The organism is Sinorhizobium sp. BJ1 (assembly GCF_002531555.1).
GTDB lineage: Bacteria > Pseudomonadota > Alphaproteobacteria > Rhizobiales > Rhizobiaceae > Sinorhizobium > Sinorhizobium fredii_B.
In genome coordinates this window covers 138,145-154,366 of sequence record NZ_NWTH01000016.1, presented here as the reverse complement: position 1 = coordinate 154,366, position 16,222 = coordinate 138,145, and the positions used below count along the sequence as shown (strand labels likewise).

General features: G+C 61.3%; 16 protein-coding genes. 10 read left to right on the top strand and 6 right to left on the bottom strand.

The window, feature by feature from the left end:
- The first annotated feature begins 294 nt into the window (after positions 1-294).
- Positions 295-534 carry a hypothetical protein gene (locus tag CO676_RS20290; protein ID WP_041415385.1) on the top strand — a complete coding sequence of 80 codons (240 nt, stop codon included), beginning with the start codon at positions 295-297 and terminating at the stop codon, positions 532-534.
- Positions 531-707, top strand: a complete 177-nt coding sequence (locus CO676_RS35340) for a hypothetical protein (RefSeq protein WP_014764386.1) — start codon at positions 531-533, stop codon at positions 705-707. The genes CO676_RS20290 and CO676_RS35340 overlap by 4 nt, the downstream gene beginning before the upstream one ends.
- 112 nt (positions 708-819) lie before the next feature.
- Here CO676_RS35340 and CO676_RS20285 read toward each other — a convergent pair whose 3' ends face one another.
- On the bottom strand, positions 820-1,038 hold the full coding sequence (locus tag CO676_RS20285) for a hypothetical protein (protein ID WP_014764385.1): 219 nt from the start codon (positions 1,036-1,038) through the stop codon (positions 820-822).
- A gap of 94 nt (positions 1,039-1,132) precedes the next feature.
- Positions 1,133-1,375: a DUF2188 domain-containing protein gene (locus tag CO676_RS20280; RefSeq protein ID WP_014764384.1), complete on the bottom strand. Its 243-nt coding sequence runs from the start codon at positions 1,373-1,375 to the stop codon at positions 1,133-1,135.
- Between the two features lie 613 nt (positions 1,376-1,988).
- Between CO676_RS20280 and CO676_RS20270 the strand changes: the two genes are divergently transcribed.
- The 3 genes from CO676_RS20270 to gpt all read left to right on the top strand — a co-directional run bounded on the left by CO676_RS20270 (position 1,989) and on the right by gpt (position 4,481).
- Positions 1,989-2,744 (top strand): competence/damage-inducible protein A, encoded by a 756-nt coding sequence (locus tag CO676_RS20270; RefSeq protein ID WP_014764383.1) that lies wholly within the window; start codon positions 1,989-1,991, stop codon positions 2,742-2,744.
- 302 nt (positions 2,745-3,046) lie between these two features.
- Positions 3,047-3,712: a glutathione S-transferase family protein gene (locus tag CO676_RS20265; RefSeq protein WP_014764382.1), complete on the top strand. Its 666-nt coding sequence runs from the start codon at positions 3,047-3,049 to the stop codon at positions 3,710-3,712.
- Positions 3,713-3,983: 271 nt separating this feature from the next.
- Positions 3,984-4,481, top strand: coding sequence for a xanthine phosphoribosyltransferase (gene gpt / locus CO676_RS20260; RefSeq protein WP_097522377.1), 498 nt, complete (start codon positions 3,984-3,986; stop codon positions 4,479-4,481).
- An 18-nt stretch (positions 4,482-4,499) separates the two neighbouring features.
- Here gpt and CO676_RS20255 read toward each other — a convergent pair whose 3' ends face one another.
- Positions 4,500-5,975 carry an NAD(P)H-hydrate dehydratase gene (locus CO676_RS20255; RefSeq protein ID WP_097522376.1) on the bottom strand — a complete coding sequence of 492 codons (1,476 nt, stop codon included), beginning with the start codon at positions 5,973-5,975 and terminating at the stop codon, positions 4,500-4,502.
- Positions 5,976-6,318: 343 nt separating this feature from the next.
- On the opposite strand from CO676_RS20255, the gene CO676_RS20250 reads away from it, so the two are divergent.
- From CO676_RS20250 to hspQ, 3 genes are all read left to right on the top strand, one after another.
- Positions 6,319-6,657 carry a P-II family nitrogen regulator gene (locus CO676_RS20250; RefSeq protein ID WP_003528058.1) on the top strand — a complete coding sequence of 113 codons (339 nt, stop codon included), beginning with the start codon at positions 6,319-6,321 and terminating at the stop codon, positions 6,655-6,657.
- Positions 6,658-6,748: 91 nt separating this feature from the next.
- Complete coding sequence (gene glnA / locus CO676_RS20245) at positions 6,749-8,158, top strand: type I glutamate--ammonia ligase (RefSeq protein WP_014764379.1); 1,410 nt, start codon at positions 6,749-6,751, stop codon at positions 8,156-8,158.
- 184 nt (positions 8,159-8,342) lie between these two features.
- The gene (gene hspQ / locus CO676_RS20240) at positions 8,343-8,672 is read left to right on the top strand and encodes a heat shock protein HspQ (RefSeq protein ID WP_014764378.1); all 330 of its coding nucleotides are present in this window, start codon (positions 8,343-8,345) and stop codon (positions 8,670-8,672) included.
- A 161-nt stretch (positions 8,673-8,833) separates the two neighbouring features.
- On the opposite strand, the gene CO676_RS20235 is transcribed toward hspQ, so the two are convergent.
- A complete protein-coding gene (locus tag CO676_RS20235; RefSeq protein ID WP_014764377.1) occupies positions 8,834-9,457 on the bottom strand; it encodes an invasion associated locus B family protein in 624 nt (207 codons plus the stop codon).
- A 315-nt stretch (positions 9,458-9,772) separates the two neighbouring features.
- Between CO676_RS20235 and CO676_RS20230 the strand changes: the two genes are divergently transcribed.
- Both CO676_RS20230 and CO676_RS20225 read left to right on the top strand, forming a co-directional pair.
- A complete protein-coding gene (locus CO676_RS20230) occupies positions 9,773-11,596 on the top strand; it encodes an extracellular solute-binding protein (RefSeq protein ID WP_080605626.1) in 1,824 nt (607 codons plus the stop codon).
- A gap of 80 nt (positions 11,597-11,676) precedes the next feature.
- On the top strand, positions 11,677-12,342 hold the full coding sequence (locus CO676_RS20225; RefSeq protein ID WP_097522375.1) for a DsbA family oxidoreductase: 666 nt from the start codon (positions 11,677-11,679) through the stop codon (positions 12,340-12,342).
- Between the two features lie 49 nt (positions 12,343-12,391).
- Here the strand turns inward: CO676_RS20225 and mfd are convergent, their stop codons facing one another.
- Together mfd and CO676_RS20215 are read right to left on the bottom strand one after the other, a co-directional pair.
- Positions 12,392-15,919, bottom strand: coding sequence for a transcription-repair coupling factor (gene mfd, locus CO676_RS20220; protein ID WP_245424371.1), 3,528 nt, complete (start codon positions 15,917-15,919; stop codon positions 12,392-12,394).
- Positions 15,916-16,221, bottom strand: coding sequence for a succinate dehydrogenase assembly factor 2 (locus CO676_RS20215; RefSeq protein WP_041414377.1), 306 nt, complete (start codon positions 16,219-16,221; stop codon positions 15,916-15,918). The genes mfd and CO676_RS20215 overlap by 4 nt, the downstream gene beginning before the upstream one ends.
- Position 16,222 lies beyond the last annotated feature (1 nt).

Here is a 16,222-nt window from a genome sequence, read left to right as displayed (position 1 = left end):
CCGAACTCACAAGAAGGGAATCCTCAGCCCGACTCCGTCTTCAACGGACGTGCTCTAGTGTTTGTTCAGAGACCGTTGCCCAGGCGAGTGTCGCTCGCAAAGTCCGAAAAGTCGAGCCGCCCTACGCAGGTTGTCCGTGCCGCACTATGAGGGTAGCCATCCCTCTCCCATCACGCCCCCTTGACAAAGAAAATCACACGAACCCCTGATTCGCCAGGGGTTCAATCCTTGCGTGTTGCTGGCAATGTATTGACCGCAAGACTGTCCTAACATTCGATGGCAGAGGGGATCGGCGTGCGTCCATTGCGAGCGTCCAGCAGCACAGCTTTGTTGCCGGAAGACCTCGACGCGCTTCAGCGCGTCTACGACCGGTTGTGTGACGAATATCGGTGGTCGCGCAATAGCGCACAGGCGCAGCGATATGGCCGAATGCTGATCGAAGAGTACCAGGCCGGCACTAGGGACGAGCTCGTGCTCCTGATCGCCGGACGCTCGTTCATCGAAAATTCCCTCGCACAAAGGAGGCCGGCATGACGCAGCAGGTTTCGATCGACAGCGAGGATCTCGCCGAGAAGCGGCGCGTCATCGACGCCATGAAGGATGCCTTCGCAAGCGCGATCGAAGCGCGCCAGGCGGAACTGCGCGCCCGGGACATGCCTGGGCACCGGGCGGGTTGGATAGGCATGCTTGCGCGAAAACAGCGCTGAGACACATCCATTCTCGACGTGAATCCGCAGCACATCGCTTCCCACATTCGCCATACACGCGAATGCCGAGGCTTGCCTTTTCATTCACGGAAACAAGCCGTGCGCGGTCGTCTCAGTGATAAAAGAAACAATCGCAATCGGCCTTCTGGGCGTCTTCGCCGCGCCAGACCCGGACTGCCAGTTTCGACGACTCGCCGTCGTCTTCGAGCCGTAACCCGAGCAGCGATACTGCAGCCGCCTTCGGATTGGGTGCATCGACTTCAATGACCGATCCGACCTGGTGTACGCCCTCCCGAGCGGTCCAGGTGAAGATCTGAACGCTGTAGTGCATAGATATCCTCCGTCGCGCTGTCGCTTGCGTCCGTGGACGGCCTGGCTTTTAGGGGCGAAACATAGGTCCGCAGGCAAATGCCCCTACGACACTCTCAGCCATCCTCGACGGTTGCTTCAGGTCGATCTCCTCCATCGGCGTGTTCGAAATGCCAGTTTCCCTGCTCATCCTGGAAGCTGATTTCCTCATCGTCGCCGCCGACTTGCTGTTCCGCCGCCGCAGTTTTCGCGGCCGCCAGCGCCATCTCGCGACTGGGAAAGGACTCTGAATACGCGTCGGCGGCCTTATAGGCCCAGCCTCCGTCGTGTTGAACGATCGAATAAGTGATCCGCGCCATTCTTCACTCCCGTGGATTTCCAGGGACATCCTGCCCCCGGTTTGGCCGTTGCGGCACGGCCGTTCTGCTCCTCCTTGCCTGTGGCATGTCCACCCGGACGGCGCGATGTTAACACAAATTGGCTATAGTTGTGCCATTTTTGAAGAGCGCTCCGCGGCGTTCGCCTATAGCCAAGATTACCGAACAATTTCAATTCTAAAGGCGGCTCCAAAGTGGGGCCGCAATCGCAGGGGACTAGCTCATTTGATCAGTCCGCCAGCTTGGCGGCTATCCGCGCGACGTGGGCGCCCTGAAAGTGTCGAGTTCCACCTCGGACGACTGGCGCGAGCCCTCGCCGCCGGTGATCGTCGACAAGTCATACGGGCATCCCGTTTAATGTGGTGATGCCCATTTATCCCTGGATCCTGTTGGCTCCAGAGGTCACTTCACTGCGACGACGACCTTCCCTTTGGCACGAGCCGTTTCGACATATTGGCAATTCCGCTTGATCGCCGCGGCCGGCAGGTTCTATCAAACGGATGTATTGCCAGAACGAGACCGGTCGACAGACCTTTCAGTCTTGTTCAACAGTAAGCAGATCGCGTTGAACGATCCGAACCATTCCGGAGCGCAAATGAACAGTGCCAGTATCGTCACCGCTGCCATGCTCGCCATCGGCGACGAGCTTCTCTCCGGCCGGACCAAGGACAAGAACATCGGCCACCTGGCCGACGTGCTGACCATGGTCGGCATCGATCTGCGCGAGGTACGGATCGTTGCCGACGATGAAGAGGCAATCGTCGAGGCCGTCAATGCACTGCGCGGACGCTACGACCATGTCTTCACCTCCGGCGGCATCGGCCCGACGCATGACGACATCACCGCCGACGCGATATCGAAGGCGTTCGGGGTCGAATGCGTCCACGATCCGAAGGCGATGGAACTGCTCGGCGCAATGTATGAGCGGCGCGGCATGGAGTTCACCGAGGCCCGCAAGCGGATGGCGCGCATGCCGCTCGGGGCGGATCACATCGCCAATCCGGTATCGACCGCACCCGGCTTCAAGATCGGCAATGTCTATGTCATGGCGGGCGTGCCGCAAGTGTTCCAGGCGATGCTCGACGGCCTATTGCCCAGCCTTCAGGCGGGGACGCCGATCCTGTCGCGAACGGTCCGCTCGCCCTTTGGCGAAGGTGATATCGGCACGCCCTTGACCGACGTGCAAAAGCGCCATCCCGAAACGAGCATCGGCTCCTATCCGAAATTCGATGGCAAGAGCTTCTCGACCGATATCGTGATCCGCGGGCGCGAGGAATCGGCGCTTGCCGCGGCCGAGACCGAGGTGGTGGCGATGATCGAGGCGATCTCACGCTTACGCCAGGGCCGCTAATGCATGTCGCCCAAAAGTGTGCAGCGGTTTTGGGATGACGACATGCATAAAACCAAGGCCTAAGTGCGCCGTGTGAACAGGTTTGAATGCAACTCGCTTTCGGACTCGGTCCGCACGCAGTTTGACGGCAGCGGGCTCAACCTCATCTGCAGTACGGGCAACCAGACTTGATCAGACATCGGCAGGTCCTCCTGCCGCATTAGAACCACGATGAACTGACCGCGAGGACTATCTCGAGCATGGGGAGTCGGAATCTCGTTTAGCCAGTCGTCTTCAAGACAGACAAGCTATGGAGAACAACAATGACTATTACTATTACCGCCTTCGAACGGTCGCCCGATGGCGGCAAGGGTCTGGCGCGTGACATGCGCGTTCGCTGGGCGCTCGAAGAAGTGGGCCAGTCTTACGCGGTTCGTCTTCTTTCGTTCAAAGCGATGAAGGAACCCGCGCATCTCGCGCTTCAACCTTTCGGGCAGATTCCGACCTATGAAGAAGGCGATCTCGCCCTGTTCGAGTCGGGGGCGATCGTGTTCCATATCGCGGAGCGCCATGCGGGCCTGCTGCCCGAGGATGCGAATGCTCGGGCGCGCGCGATCACATGGATGTTTGCCGCGCTCAACACAGTGGAGCCGCCGATCTTCGACCGGGCCCTCGCCAAGATCCTCGAGCGCGACGAGCCTTGGTACGAGCAGCGCCTGCGCTCTCTCGAGGACAGCATCCGGAAACGGCTGGGTGGCCTTTCCAGTCGCCTTGGCGATGCCGAATGGCTCGATGGTGCGTTCAGCGCCGGTGACCTGCTGATGGTGACGGTGCTGCGCAGGTTGAAAGGATCGGGGATACTGGAGGAATATCCGAACCTCTCCGCCTATGTCGCCCGTGGCGAAGCGCGGCCCGCATACAAGCGTGCTTTCGACGCCCAGTTGGCGGTTTTCGCCGCCGCATCGACCGACGGACAAAGGCCGCTCTAGGCTCGAACCTGTCACGCGACTCCTTCGCTCAGTTTATGGGTCCTGACTCTAAGGCGCGTCGCACTCAAACGTATTCATGCGGCGCGCTTTAGGTTCTTGTCTATGCATGTCGTCATCCCAGACCGCTGCACACTTTTGGGCAACATGCATTAGGCAAGCCCTTGCGCTGCAGGCTTCCTTGCCAGTATTGCATTCGCCAACACGGAAGCGCCGAGGGTCACTCCCAATCAGCCGGAGCGCTTCTATTCGACCAGTTATCGGAGCGCGTCACATGTCTCTTCCCGAAAAAGCCTTCCCCGTATCCTGGGACCAATTCCACCGCGACGCGCGTGCACTCGCCTGGCGGCTGGCCGACAACGGACAGGAATGGCGCGCAATGGTGTGCATCACCCGGGGCGGCCTAGTGCCGGCGGCAATCATCAGCCGGGAACTCAACATCCGCATGATCGAAACCGTCTGCATCGCCTCCTATCACGACTACGACACGCAGGGGCAGATGAAGCTGCTAAAGGGCATCTCGCCAGAGATCGCCAGAGACGGCGGCGAAGGTGTGCTGATCGTCGACGACCTGACCGACACGGGCAAGACGGCCGCCGAAGTCCGTGCCATGCTACCCAAGGCGCATTTCGCCGCGGTATACTCTAAGCCGAAGGGCCGCCCGATGGTCGACACCTTCGTCACCGAAGTGAGCCAGGATACCTGGATCTATTTCCCCTGGGACATGGGCTTCACCTATCAGGAGCCGATCGCCAAGGGAACGCGCGGCTAGTCTAACGCTATTGCCGCTTCAAGGGAGCGGCGGAATATTTTCGACGAGCGTTTCGGCCGTCGCGGTACGGCCGGCGCGGACGCCCGCCTCGCCGTGGCGCCAGACCGCAGCGGCGGCCGCTTCGAAGGCGGGCAAGCCTTGCGCCAGATGGGCGCCGATGATCCCGGCCAGCACATCGCCCGATCCAGCAGTGGCAAGCCAGGCCGGCGCATTCCTGTTCACAACGGCACGGCCGGAAGGCGCAGCCACCACCGTATCCGGCCCCTTGTAGACGATCACCGCATGGCTGAGCCTTGCCGCCGCCTGCGCCTTCTCGATCTTGGAGAACGAGGTATCGGCGGCGATCTCAGGGAAAAGCCGCGCAAACTCGCCTTCGTGCGGCGTCATCACGACTTGGCCACTGCTTTTCACGATCTTTTCAAACAGCTCTTCCCTGCCCTGCTGAAAGGAACTCATCCCGTCCGCATCGAGAACCAGGGCCCGATCACACAGCATCAGGACGAAGTCCCTCGCCTTCTTGCCGACGCCGAAACCCGGACCAAGCACGAATGTATTCAGCCGCTTGTCCTGCAGCCACCCGGCGAGATCGGCGGCAGTGCCGATTTCCTTGAGCATGACGGCCGTCAGGTGCGAAGCGTTGACGGCGACCGCTTCCGGTGGGGAGCCGAGTGTCACCAGCCCTGCCCCTGCGACCAGACCGGCCGCCGCAGAAAGCCGCGCCGCGCCGGTAAACGTCGGACCTCCCGAAAGGACGGCAAGGTGGCCGCGCTTGTATTTATGAGTGCCAGCCTCGAGACCGTCGGCATATTGCCTCCAGACGGCCGGCGTATTGATCCGCAGTTCGCCTGCCCTCGCGGCCACAAGCCGAGCGGGAATGCCGATATCGAAAACCTCGAGCGTGCCGCGCAACGCACGCCCCGGCATCAGGACATGCCCCGGCTTTGCCGCCATGAAAGTGACCGTATGCGCGGCGGTGAAACTGGCGCCGCGCACCTCGCCGGTGCGCCCATCGATGCCGGAAGGCAGATCAACCGCCAGAACTGGGATCCCACTCGCATCGACCCGCTTGATGAGCTTTTGCGCCGCATCCGGCAGGTCGCGCGCGAGACCTGCCCCGAACAGCGCATCGACGACAATGTCGCCAGATGTGGGTTCATATGCCTCGAGGTCCATGATCCCGAGCCGGCAGGCGCTGCGGGCCGTGGCCGCGTCACCCCGCAACTTGTCGGGGTCTCCCAGCGCGTACAAGACAACCTGCGCGCCGCTCTCGGCCAGAGCTTCTGCCGCGACATAGCCGTCGCCGCCATTGTTGCCCGGGCCGCAGAGCACGACAAAGCGAGAGGCAGCCGGAAACAGCCGGAGGGCGGCAGCCGAGACCGCCATCCCCGCCGAGCGCATTAGCGAAAAGCTGTCGATGCCGGAATCGGCTGCGCCCCTGTCGATCTCCGCCATTTCGGTCGGCGTCACCAGCATGTTTTCAAGCGCGTCGAGCATGGGCCTGATCTAAGCCCGCCCGGGCCCGCTAGACAAGAGCGCGCGGGAACAATGCATAACGATCATTTTTTAATCATTTGCCTATGAATGGCGCTCAAATAACGGGCTTTGCGCATGAAACTGCGGCGATCGCTTGGGGATAATGCGTTCCAGTGGGTGAATCTTCATAAAAAATAGGCAGAACATGCAGAACCGGGAGCCGGTGCCGGGCGGACTCGACTTGAGCGGGTGAAAATTCCCCCTCCTCGCATCATGCCTCTATAAAATTGGCACACTACATGCATACTGGAAGGCGAGCGGGTGAGACCCGGCTTTACAGGGAGAAGCGGAGAGAAATTTTCTCATGAAAAAGATCGAAGCGATCATAAAGCCCTTCAAGCTCGACGAAGTGAAGGAAGCCCTTCAGGAAGTCGGTTTGCAAGGCATTACCGTCACGGAAGCCAAGGGCTTCGGACGGCAAAAGGGACACACGGAGCTCTACCGGGGCGCCGAATACGTCGTCGATTTTCTGCCAAAGGTGAAGGTCGAAGTCGTGTTGGCGGACGAGAATGCGGAAGCCGTAATCGAGGCCATCCGCAATGCCGCCCAGACCGGCCGCATCGGCGATGGAAAAATTTTCGTGTCCAATGTGGAGGAAGTGATCCGAATCCGCACCGGCGAAACCGGCCTCGACGCCATCTGATTGACTGTCCGTCCGATACCTCCATCCCATCCTGAGGGCCGCTCGGCCCCGATTTTCCAACTGCGTCATCTCACACGGGGATTTGCAAACCATGACGACTGCCAGTGAAATTCTGAAGCAGATCAAGGACAACGACATCAAGTTCGTCGATCTGCGCTTTACCGACCCGAAGGGCAAACTGCAGCACGTGACGATGGACATTGCTGTGGTCGACGAGGACATGTTCGCCGACGGCGTCATGTTCGACGGTTCTTCGATTGCCGGCTGGAAGGCGATCAACGAGTCCGACATGGTGCTGATGCCCGATCCGGAAACGGCCCATATGGATCCGTTCTTCGCGCAATCCACCATGGTCATCGTCTGCGATATTCTCGATCCGGTTTCCGGCGAGGCCTACAACCGCGATCCGCGCGGCACGGCGAAGAAGGCCGAGGCCTACCTCAAGGCCTCCGGCATTGGCGACACCGTCTTCGTCGGCCCCGAGGCTGAATTCTTCGTCTTCGACGACGTCAAATACAAGGCCGACCCGTACAACACCGGCTTCAAGCTCGACAGCGCCGAACTGCCCTCCAACGACGATACGGACTACGAGACCGGCAACCTCGGTCATCGTCCGCGCATCAAGGGCGGCTACTTCCCGGTTCCGCCGGTCGACAGCTGCCAGGACATGCGTTCCGAAATGCTGACGGTGCTTGCCGAAATGGGCGTCACGGTCGAGAAGCATCACCACGAAGTGGCCGCCGCCCAGCACGAGCTTGGCGTCAAGTTCGACGCGCTCGTTCGCAACGCCGACAAGATGCAGATCTACAAGTATGTCGTGCATCAGGTTGCCAATGCCTACGGCAAAACCGCGACCTTCATGCCGAAGCCGGTTTTCGGCGACAACGGCTCGGGCATGCATGTGCACCTGTCGATCTGGAAGGACGGCAAGCCGACTTTCGCCGGTGACGAATACGCCGGCCTCTCAGAAACCTGCCTCTTTTTCATCGGCGGCATCATCAAGCACGCCAAGGCGTTGAACGCGTTCACCAACCCGTCGACGAACTCCTACAAGCGTCTCGTCCCCGGCTACGAGGCACCGGTTCTGCTTGCCTATTCGGCCCGTAACCGCTCGGCCTCCTGCCGCATTCCGTTCGGCAGCAACCCCAAGGCGAAGCGCGTCGAAGTCCGCTTCCCGGATCCGGCCGCCAACCCCTATCTCGCCTTCGCCGCCATGCTGATGGCCGGCCTCGATGGCATCAAGAACAAGCTGCATCCCGGCAAGGCGATGGACAAGGATCTCTACGACCTGCCGCCGAAAGAACTGAAGAAGATCCCGACGGTTTGCGGCAGCTTGCGCGAGGCCCTCGAAAGCCTCGACAGGGACCGCAAGTTCCTGACCGCCGGCGGCGTCTTCGACGACGACCAGATCGACTCGTTCATCGAGCTCAAGATGCAGGAAGTCATGCGCTTCGAGATGACCCCGCATCCGGTCGAGTACGACATGTACTATTCCGTCTGATGGCGAGGCCACCGGTCCGTCAGACAAGGCTGGTCCATTCGAGATGAGAGCGAAAGGCGGGCTTCGATCGAAGCCCGCCTTTTCTCAAATGCGACAGCAGGAAGGCTTTTTCGGCAGGATCGGGCACCTATTGATGTTCCACATGCGACAACCCAAATATTGGTCTGAAAGGATGTGTTGCGTCATGAAACAAAGAAACGCGAAATTCGAAATCGGGCAGATCGTTCGCCACCGGTTCTTTCCGTTTCGCGGCGTCATCTTCGACGTCGATCCGGAATATGCGAACACCGAAGAATGGTGGAACTCAATTCCCCAGGAAATCCGGCCGAGCAAGGACCAGCCCTTCTATCATCTGTTCGCCGAGAACGACGAAAGCGAATATGTCGCCTATGTCTCGGAACAGAACCTCGTCTCTGACGAGAGCGACCAACCGATCCGCCACGCGCAGGTGGACGCCTTGTTCGAGAAGGCGGATGTGGGGCATTACAAGCCGAGGGCCGATTATCGCCACTAGACGATTGCGGCTTCGGTTCCGTGCCGAGCTGAAGTCAGACCGGCCCATGGATGCGCAAGGTGCGGACGGAGAACCGTTCGCACCTTTTCTTAACTGCCTCCGATTCCCATAAAAAACGCCCGGCGAACTACCGGGCGCATTTCGTCTCGGAAGCGCAAGAGTTACTGCTGCTTGGCAGCCTTCTGGGCCTCTTCCAGCTTCTTGCGCGCATCTTCCGCCTTCTTCTGCATTTCTTCCTGCAGCAGGCGCTGGCGCTCTTCAAGCTGCGACTGTTCGATCGGCTCGCCGTCGAAAATGCCGGTAAAGCCTTCCAGCGTCATCTTGATCGGGTTGGGAGCACGCTGAAAATTGACCGACGTGAAGACGACTTCATTGCCCTTCTTCAGGTTGGCGATGAGTGCGTCGGAGAGAGGCGCCTCGGCAACGCACTTGTCGGGCATGCAGATGGCGTAGTCGAGCTTGACGCCCTTGCCGCCATCGATCTGCATCTGAACGCCCGGTGGGATCATGCGCGCGGAAGGTACGGAAACCTGCACAACCTTGCGGTTGACCTTGCCGGAGACGGTGATAAGGCCGACGGCGGTGATAAGCTGACCATTATTAGCGGTGAGCAGGTTCTGAACGATGCAGACGTCGTTATCCTCCTGCTTCGTGCAAACCTTGAACCAACCCTGCGGGGGCTTGCCCTGCTGCGCAGAGGCGATACCCGGCGCGCCGGCTGCTGCTACGGAGAGCGCCAGCGCTGCCATTCCCGCACGTTTGGTGAAGTTCGACTTGAAGATCATTGTGATTCCGTCTCCTGAAAACCGGCCACGGAACAGTTCGTTCCGCTGGTGAGTATCGTCAGCCGCCGTTGTCCTGTTGGCCAATTGAGGCTTTTGAATGGCCCCGATTCCGGAAACACCTGTTACATTGGCTCGTGCCGTTTATCCAGTGTTTCCTTGCATTTTTTGTACTCGGCGACAGCGGATATTGCGCACGAGACGCGAGGAGGACACCGCGGCCCTGTATAGGGGTCTTCCCGGCTGCCTTGTTGGAAATATCCCCGCGCATTGGTAACGTGCCGGGAATCGGACCGTCCAATCCTACGGGAGGTGAAGTTGCGCGCAGTTCTTTCCGGCCTGGTCATGCTTCTGGCGACCAGCATATCGGCCAATGAAGCCGCCGCCGCCCCAGTGCACGCCATCTCCATGCACGGCGAGCCGGCCCTGCCGGCCGATTTCAAGCACTTCCCTTACGTCAAACCGGACGTCAAGAAGGGCGGAAAGATCTCCTATGGAGTGGTTGGCACATTCGACAGCCTCAACCCCTTCATCCTTAAGAGCATGCGTACGACCGCGCGGGGAATGTGGGACCCGGGTTTCGGTAACCTCGTCTACGAATCGCTGATGCAGCGCTCCCAGGACGAGCCTTTCACCATGTACGGACTGCTTGCGGAATCGGTCGAGTGGGACGACGACCGCACCTTCATCCAGTTCAACCTCAATCCCAAGGCGCGCTGGGCCGACGGTCAGCCCGTGACCGTCGAGGACGTGATCTTCACCTTCGAATTGCTGCGCGACAAGGGACGTGCGCCGTTCAGCAACCGTTTGTCGAAGGTCGCCAAGATGGAGAAGACCGGCGATCGCAGCGTTCGCTTCACTTTGAAGGAAGATGCCGACCGCGAGTTCCCGCTATTGCTGGCGCTTTCGCCGGTGCTGCCGAAGCACGCCATCAACGTCGAAGGCTTCGACAGGACCACGCTCGAGCCGCCGCTCGGCTCCGGCCCCTATCGCGTCGCCGAGGTGAGGCCGGGCGAGCGGATCGTCTATCGCCGCAATGCCGACTATTGGGGCAAGGACCTGCCGTCGAAAGTCGGCGTCGACAATTACGACGAGATTTCCGTCGAGTATTTCCTCCAGGAGAACACCCTTTTCGAAGCCTTCAAAAAGGGCGAGGTCGATGTCTATCCGGAAGGCAGCGCCACCAAATGGGCGCGCGCCTATGATTTTCCCGCGGTTCGCTCCGGCGACGTCATCAAGGAGAGCTTCAAGCCGAAAACGCCGTCCGGGATGCTCGGCTTCGTCTTCAACACCCGCAGGCCGATGTTCAACAACGTCAAGCTTCGCCAGGGCCTCGCCCTCGTCTTTGACTTCGAATGGGTCAACAAGAACCTGTTCGACGGTGCCTATGCGCGAACTCAGAGCTATTGGCAGAACTCGTCGCTCTCCTTCCTGGGCGCCGCCGCCGACGACCGTGAGCTCGGTCTGCTGGGAGACGTGAGAGAGAAAATCAACCCCGCCATCCTCGACGGAACCTATCGGCTGCCGGTCACCGACGGCTCCGGCCGCGACCGCAACGTGTTGCGCGAGGCGGTGACGCTACTTCGCGAGGCCGGCTATTCGATCAAGGACGGCAAGATGGTCGATGACAAGGGCACGCCGCTTGCCTTCGAGATCATGAGCCAGAACGCCGGCCAGGAGAAGATCGCGCTTGCCTATCAGCGCTTCCTCGCGCCGCTCGGCATCGTCGCAACCGTCCGAACGGTCGACGATTCTCAATACCAGCTGCGCAGCCAATCCTTCGATTACGACGTGATTATAAAGTCCTATCCTTCCTCGCTGTCGCCGGGCGTGGAGCAGGTCGGCCGCTGGGGCTCGCAGGCGCGGGACAGACAGGGCAGCGAGAACTTCGCCGGCGTTGCCGACAAGGACGTCGACAAGCTGATCAACAACATCCTGCAGGCGCGCACCCCCGAAGATTTCACCGCTGCCGTGCGCGCCCACGATCGGCTGCTGGTCAATAACGCCTATGTCGTGCCGCTCTACCATCTGGATGCGCAATGGATTGCCCGCTGGAAGCATATCGGGCGCCCATCGGCCGTGCCGCTCTACGGCTACCAACTACCGACCTGGTGGGATGAGCGCGCACAGCAGGTGCCATAGTTCCCTTTTGGTAACGCATTGAAAGAAGCGGCTGGTCGGCCTATGTCGCTGCTTTAGAAAAACAGAAAAAGGCCGACGCCATGGAAACCGTCAATATCGATATCGTCTCGGACGTCGTCTGCCCGTGGTGCTATCTCGGCAAGAGCCGTCTCGACCAAGCGATCGCCAATGTCGCGGGCGAAGTTGATGTCGCGATCCAGTGGCGTCCCTATCAACTTAATCCCGATCTGCCGCCGGAAGGCGTCGACCACAAACGCCATCTTGCGGCAAAGCTCGGCGGTCAAGAGGCCGTCGACCGGGCGCACAAGATGCTGGAAGACCTCGGTCGGGAAGCTGGCATCGCCTTCGATTTCGATGCCGTGAAAATCAGCCCGAACACGCTCGATGCACATCGCCTTATCCGCTGGGCATCGACCAGCGGCGCAGATGCCCAGGCCGAGACCGTACGGCTGCTTTTCAAGGCGAATTTCGAGGAGGGCAAGAATGTCGGCGATCACGCCGTTCTGCTCGACATCGCCGAACAGGCGGGCCTCGACCGACCCGTCATCGCTGCGCTTTTCACCTCGGATGCGGACAAGGACGCCGTCACGCAGGAAATCGAAATGGCCCGGGAGATCGGCGTGACCGGCGTTCCCTGCTTCATCATCGAACAGCAATATGCGGTGATGGGAGCGCAATCCGTCGAAGTGCTGACGAATGCACTTCGCGAAATCGCACAGATGAAGACGGCCAGCCCAGCCCACTGATCCGCTCAATCGATTTTGGGTCGTGGCGCCGGCATCCCGGCGCCACGTTTCAAGCTGCCTTCGCGAGTGTCGCAAGCTGGGTCATCACCATGGCCGCGCCGGCGAGGCGCTTGTCCGGCGTGACGAGTTCGCGCTGGAAGAAGATGCTCTGGTCGAGCCTAATCTTGGCGAGCGTCCCCTGTTTGGCGATGTGGCCGACGAGGGCAGCCGGATTGGGAAACTCCTTGTTGCGGAACTGGACGACGACGCCCTTCGGCCCGGCATCCAGCTTCTCGACATTGGCCGTGCGGCAAAGCGCCTTGATGTAGACGATCTTCAAGAGATGCTGGACTTCGATCGGCAGCGGGCCGAAACGGTCGATCAGTTCGGCGCCGAAGCCGTCGATTTCCTTGAGGTCGGTCAGCTCACCGAGGCGACGATAAAGCCCGAGCCTCAAGTTGAGATCCGGCACATAGACTTCCGGTATCATCACCGGCGTGCCGACCGATATCTGCGGCGACCAGCCGGAATCGTGGATTTCCTCTTCACCCTTGAGCTCGGCGACCGCCTCTTCCAGCATCTGCTGGTAGAGCTCGAAGCCGACCTCCTTGATGTGTCCGGATTGCTCCTCGCCGAGCAGGTTGCCGGCGCCGCGAATGTCGAGGTCGTGGCTGGCGAGCTGGAAGCCGGCACCGAGCGTGTCGAGCGACTGCAGCACCTTGAGGCGCCGCTCCGCCGGGCCCGTCAGCGTCTTGTTGACCGGAAGGGTGAAGAGCGCGAAGGCGCGCACCTTGGAGCGGCCGACCCGACCGCGAAGCTGGTAGAGCTGGGCGAGACCGAACATATCGGCGCGGTGCACGATCAGCGTGTTGGCGGTCGGCACGTCGAGACCCGACTCGACGATCGTCGTCGACAGAAGCACGTCATAACGGCCCTCATAGAAGGCGTTCATGATGTCTTCGAGCTCGGTTGCCGGCATCTGGCCGTGCGCCACGGCGACCTTCAGCTCCGGCACGTCGGATTTCAGAAAATCGTGGATCTCGGACAGGTCGCTGAGCCGCGGGCAGACGTAAAAGCTCTGGCCGCCGCGATAGTGCTCGCGCATCAGTGTCTCGCGGATGACCAGAGCGTCGAAGGGCGAGATGAAGGTGCGCACCGCCATGCGGTCGGCCGGCGGCGTAGTGATCAGCGACAATTCGCGAACGCCGGTGAGCGCAAGCTGCAGGGTGCGCGGAATGGGGGTCGCCGAGAGCGTCAGGACATGAACGTCGGTCTTCAGCTCCTTCAAGCGCTCCTTGTGCTTGACGCCGAAGTGTTGCTCCTCGTCGATGATCAGCAGGCCCAGATTGGCGAAGTTGATCGAGGAACCGAGAAGCGCATGGGTGCCGACGACGATATCCGTCTTGCCTTCGGCGACTTCCTTCTTCGTCAGCGCCAGATCCTTCGAGCCGACGAGGCGGGAGGCTTGCTGGATGCGGATCGGCAGCCCGCGGAAGCGGTCCGAAAACGTCTTGAAATGCTGACGCGACAACAAGGTCGTCGGCACGACCACGGCGACCTGCACGCCGTTCATCGCCGCGATGAAGGCCGCGCGCAGCGCCACCTCGGTCTTGCCGAAGCCAACGTCGCCGCAGACGAGGCGATCCATCGGCCTGCCGCCGCCGAGATCGTCCCGGACCGCCTCGATCGAGTTCAACTGATCCTCGGTCTCGTCATAGGGGAAGCGCGCGGCGAATTCGTCATAGACGCCGTCGTGCGCGACAAGGACCGGCGCGTGCCGTGTGTGCCGCTCGGCGGCAATGCGAATGAGGCCGCCCGCCATGTCGAGCAGCCGCTTCTTGAGCTTCGCCTTGCGCGCCTGCCAGGCGACGCCGCCGAGCTTGTCGAGGATCGCATCAGTCCCCTCCGACCCGTAGCGCGACAGAAGCTCAATGTTTTCCACCGGCAGAAAGAGCTTCGCCTCATCGGCGTAGACGAGCTCCAGGCAATCATGCGGCGCGCCGGCGGCCTCGATCGTGCGCAGGCCGACGAAGCGGCCGATGCCGTGTTCGGCATGGACGACGTAGCTGCCCTCATCGAGGCCCGTCACCTCGGCGATGAAATCGGCGCCGCGCTTGCGGCGCTTCGAGCGGCGCACCATACGGTCGCCGAGGATATCCTGCTCGCCGATGACCACCAGATCGCCGGCCTCGAAGCCTGATTCGAGGCTGAGAACCGCGGAAGCTGCCTCGCCCGGCTTCAGCGAGCGCAGATCGGCGAGAGCCTTCACCGGACGGATGTTGGCCAGGCCGTGCTCGGCGAGCACCTGAAGCAGGCGGTCGAGCGAACCCTCCGTCCAGCCGGAAATGACGACCTTCGCGCCCTTCGCCCGCCTCTCGGCTATGTGTTTCACGGCCTGATCGAAGACATTGGCGCGTGTGCCGTCGTTCTCGCTCTCGGCTTCGCCGGCGGTCTTCGCCCAGCGGACGCCCTGCCGAGCTTCGATGGTCAGGACCTGACGGGCCTCGCCCTCATGTTCGGAAAACGGCGACAGACGCACGGCGTTGCGCTCGGTCAGCGCGGCGCCAAAGCTTTTCGCACCGAGATAGAGCAGCTCCGGCGGCACGGGCTTGTAGGGCGTGCCCTGGGATATCTGCGACTTGCCGGGTGATGCGGAAGCGTGACGCGCCTCATAGTAGTCGAGAATGAGCTTCGAGCGCTCCGCCGCCGCCTCGCGCGCCAGGTGATCCGTGACGATCCGGAAACTCTCGAGATAGTCGAAGATCGTTTCCAGCCGATCGTAGAAGAGCGGCAGCCAATGCTCCATGCCGGCATAGCGCCGTCCTTCGGAGACCGCCTGATAAAGCGCGTCGTCACGCGTCGCGGCTCCGAAGAGGGAGAGATATTGCGTGCGGAAATGGCTGATTGTCTCGGGCGTCAGCGACACTTCGCTCATCGGATTGAGATCGAGGGAGCGGACCTGCCCGGTCGTGCGCTGGCTGGCCGGATCGAAGGAGCGGATCGTCTCCAGCGTATCGCCGAAGAAATCGAGACGCAGCGGCTCGCCACTTCCCGGCACATAGACATCTAGGATGCCGCCGCGCACGGCAAACTCGCCGACCTCGCGCACGGTGGGCACACGCTCGAAACCGTTGCGCTCCAGCCGGGCGGCGAGATCGTCCATGCGCACTTGATTGCCGGGCCGGGCCGAGAAGGCGAGGCTTTCGATCACGTCCTGAGGCGAGATCTTCTGCAGGGCCGCATTGACGGTCACCAGCACGATCGCCGGGTGCGGCTTGTGCCGATGCGCGATCAGGGCGCTCAGCGCGGCCAGTCTTCGCGCCGACGTATCGGCGCTCGGGGAAACGCGATCGTAGGGCAGACAGTCCCAACCCGGCAAAGTCAGGACCGGAATGTCGGGCGCCACGAAGCCGAGCACCTGCTCGAGATCGCCGATCCGCTGGCCGTCGGAAAGTACATAGGCGACCGGCGCGCCGGCCCGCGCCAGATCGGCGAGGATCAGCGCTTCGGCGCCCGAAGGTACGGGCCCGATCGTCACTTCCCGCGTCGCCGTAAGAATTCTCTTCGCGTCAAGACCAGGGATCATCGTCGAACTCATTCCGCCTCTCGCTGAACGGGGTGGAAATCCGGGCGGTAGGCGGCTATGCGCGCAAACAGGTCCGTCGCGTAGCGCTCCGGCAGCGGCTGTTCCCCGGTGATCCAGCGAACCAGGTCGTTGTCTTCCTCGCCCATGATCGTTTCGAGCTCATCCAATTCCGCATCGGAAAGCGTGGAGAGCTCCGCCTCTGCGAATTGCCCGAGAATCAGGTCCATCTCGCGAATACCGCGATGCCAGGCGCGGAAGAGGATCCGGCGCCGACGCGGATCAAGATCGGCGCTCGTACGCGAAATGCCGGTCATG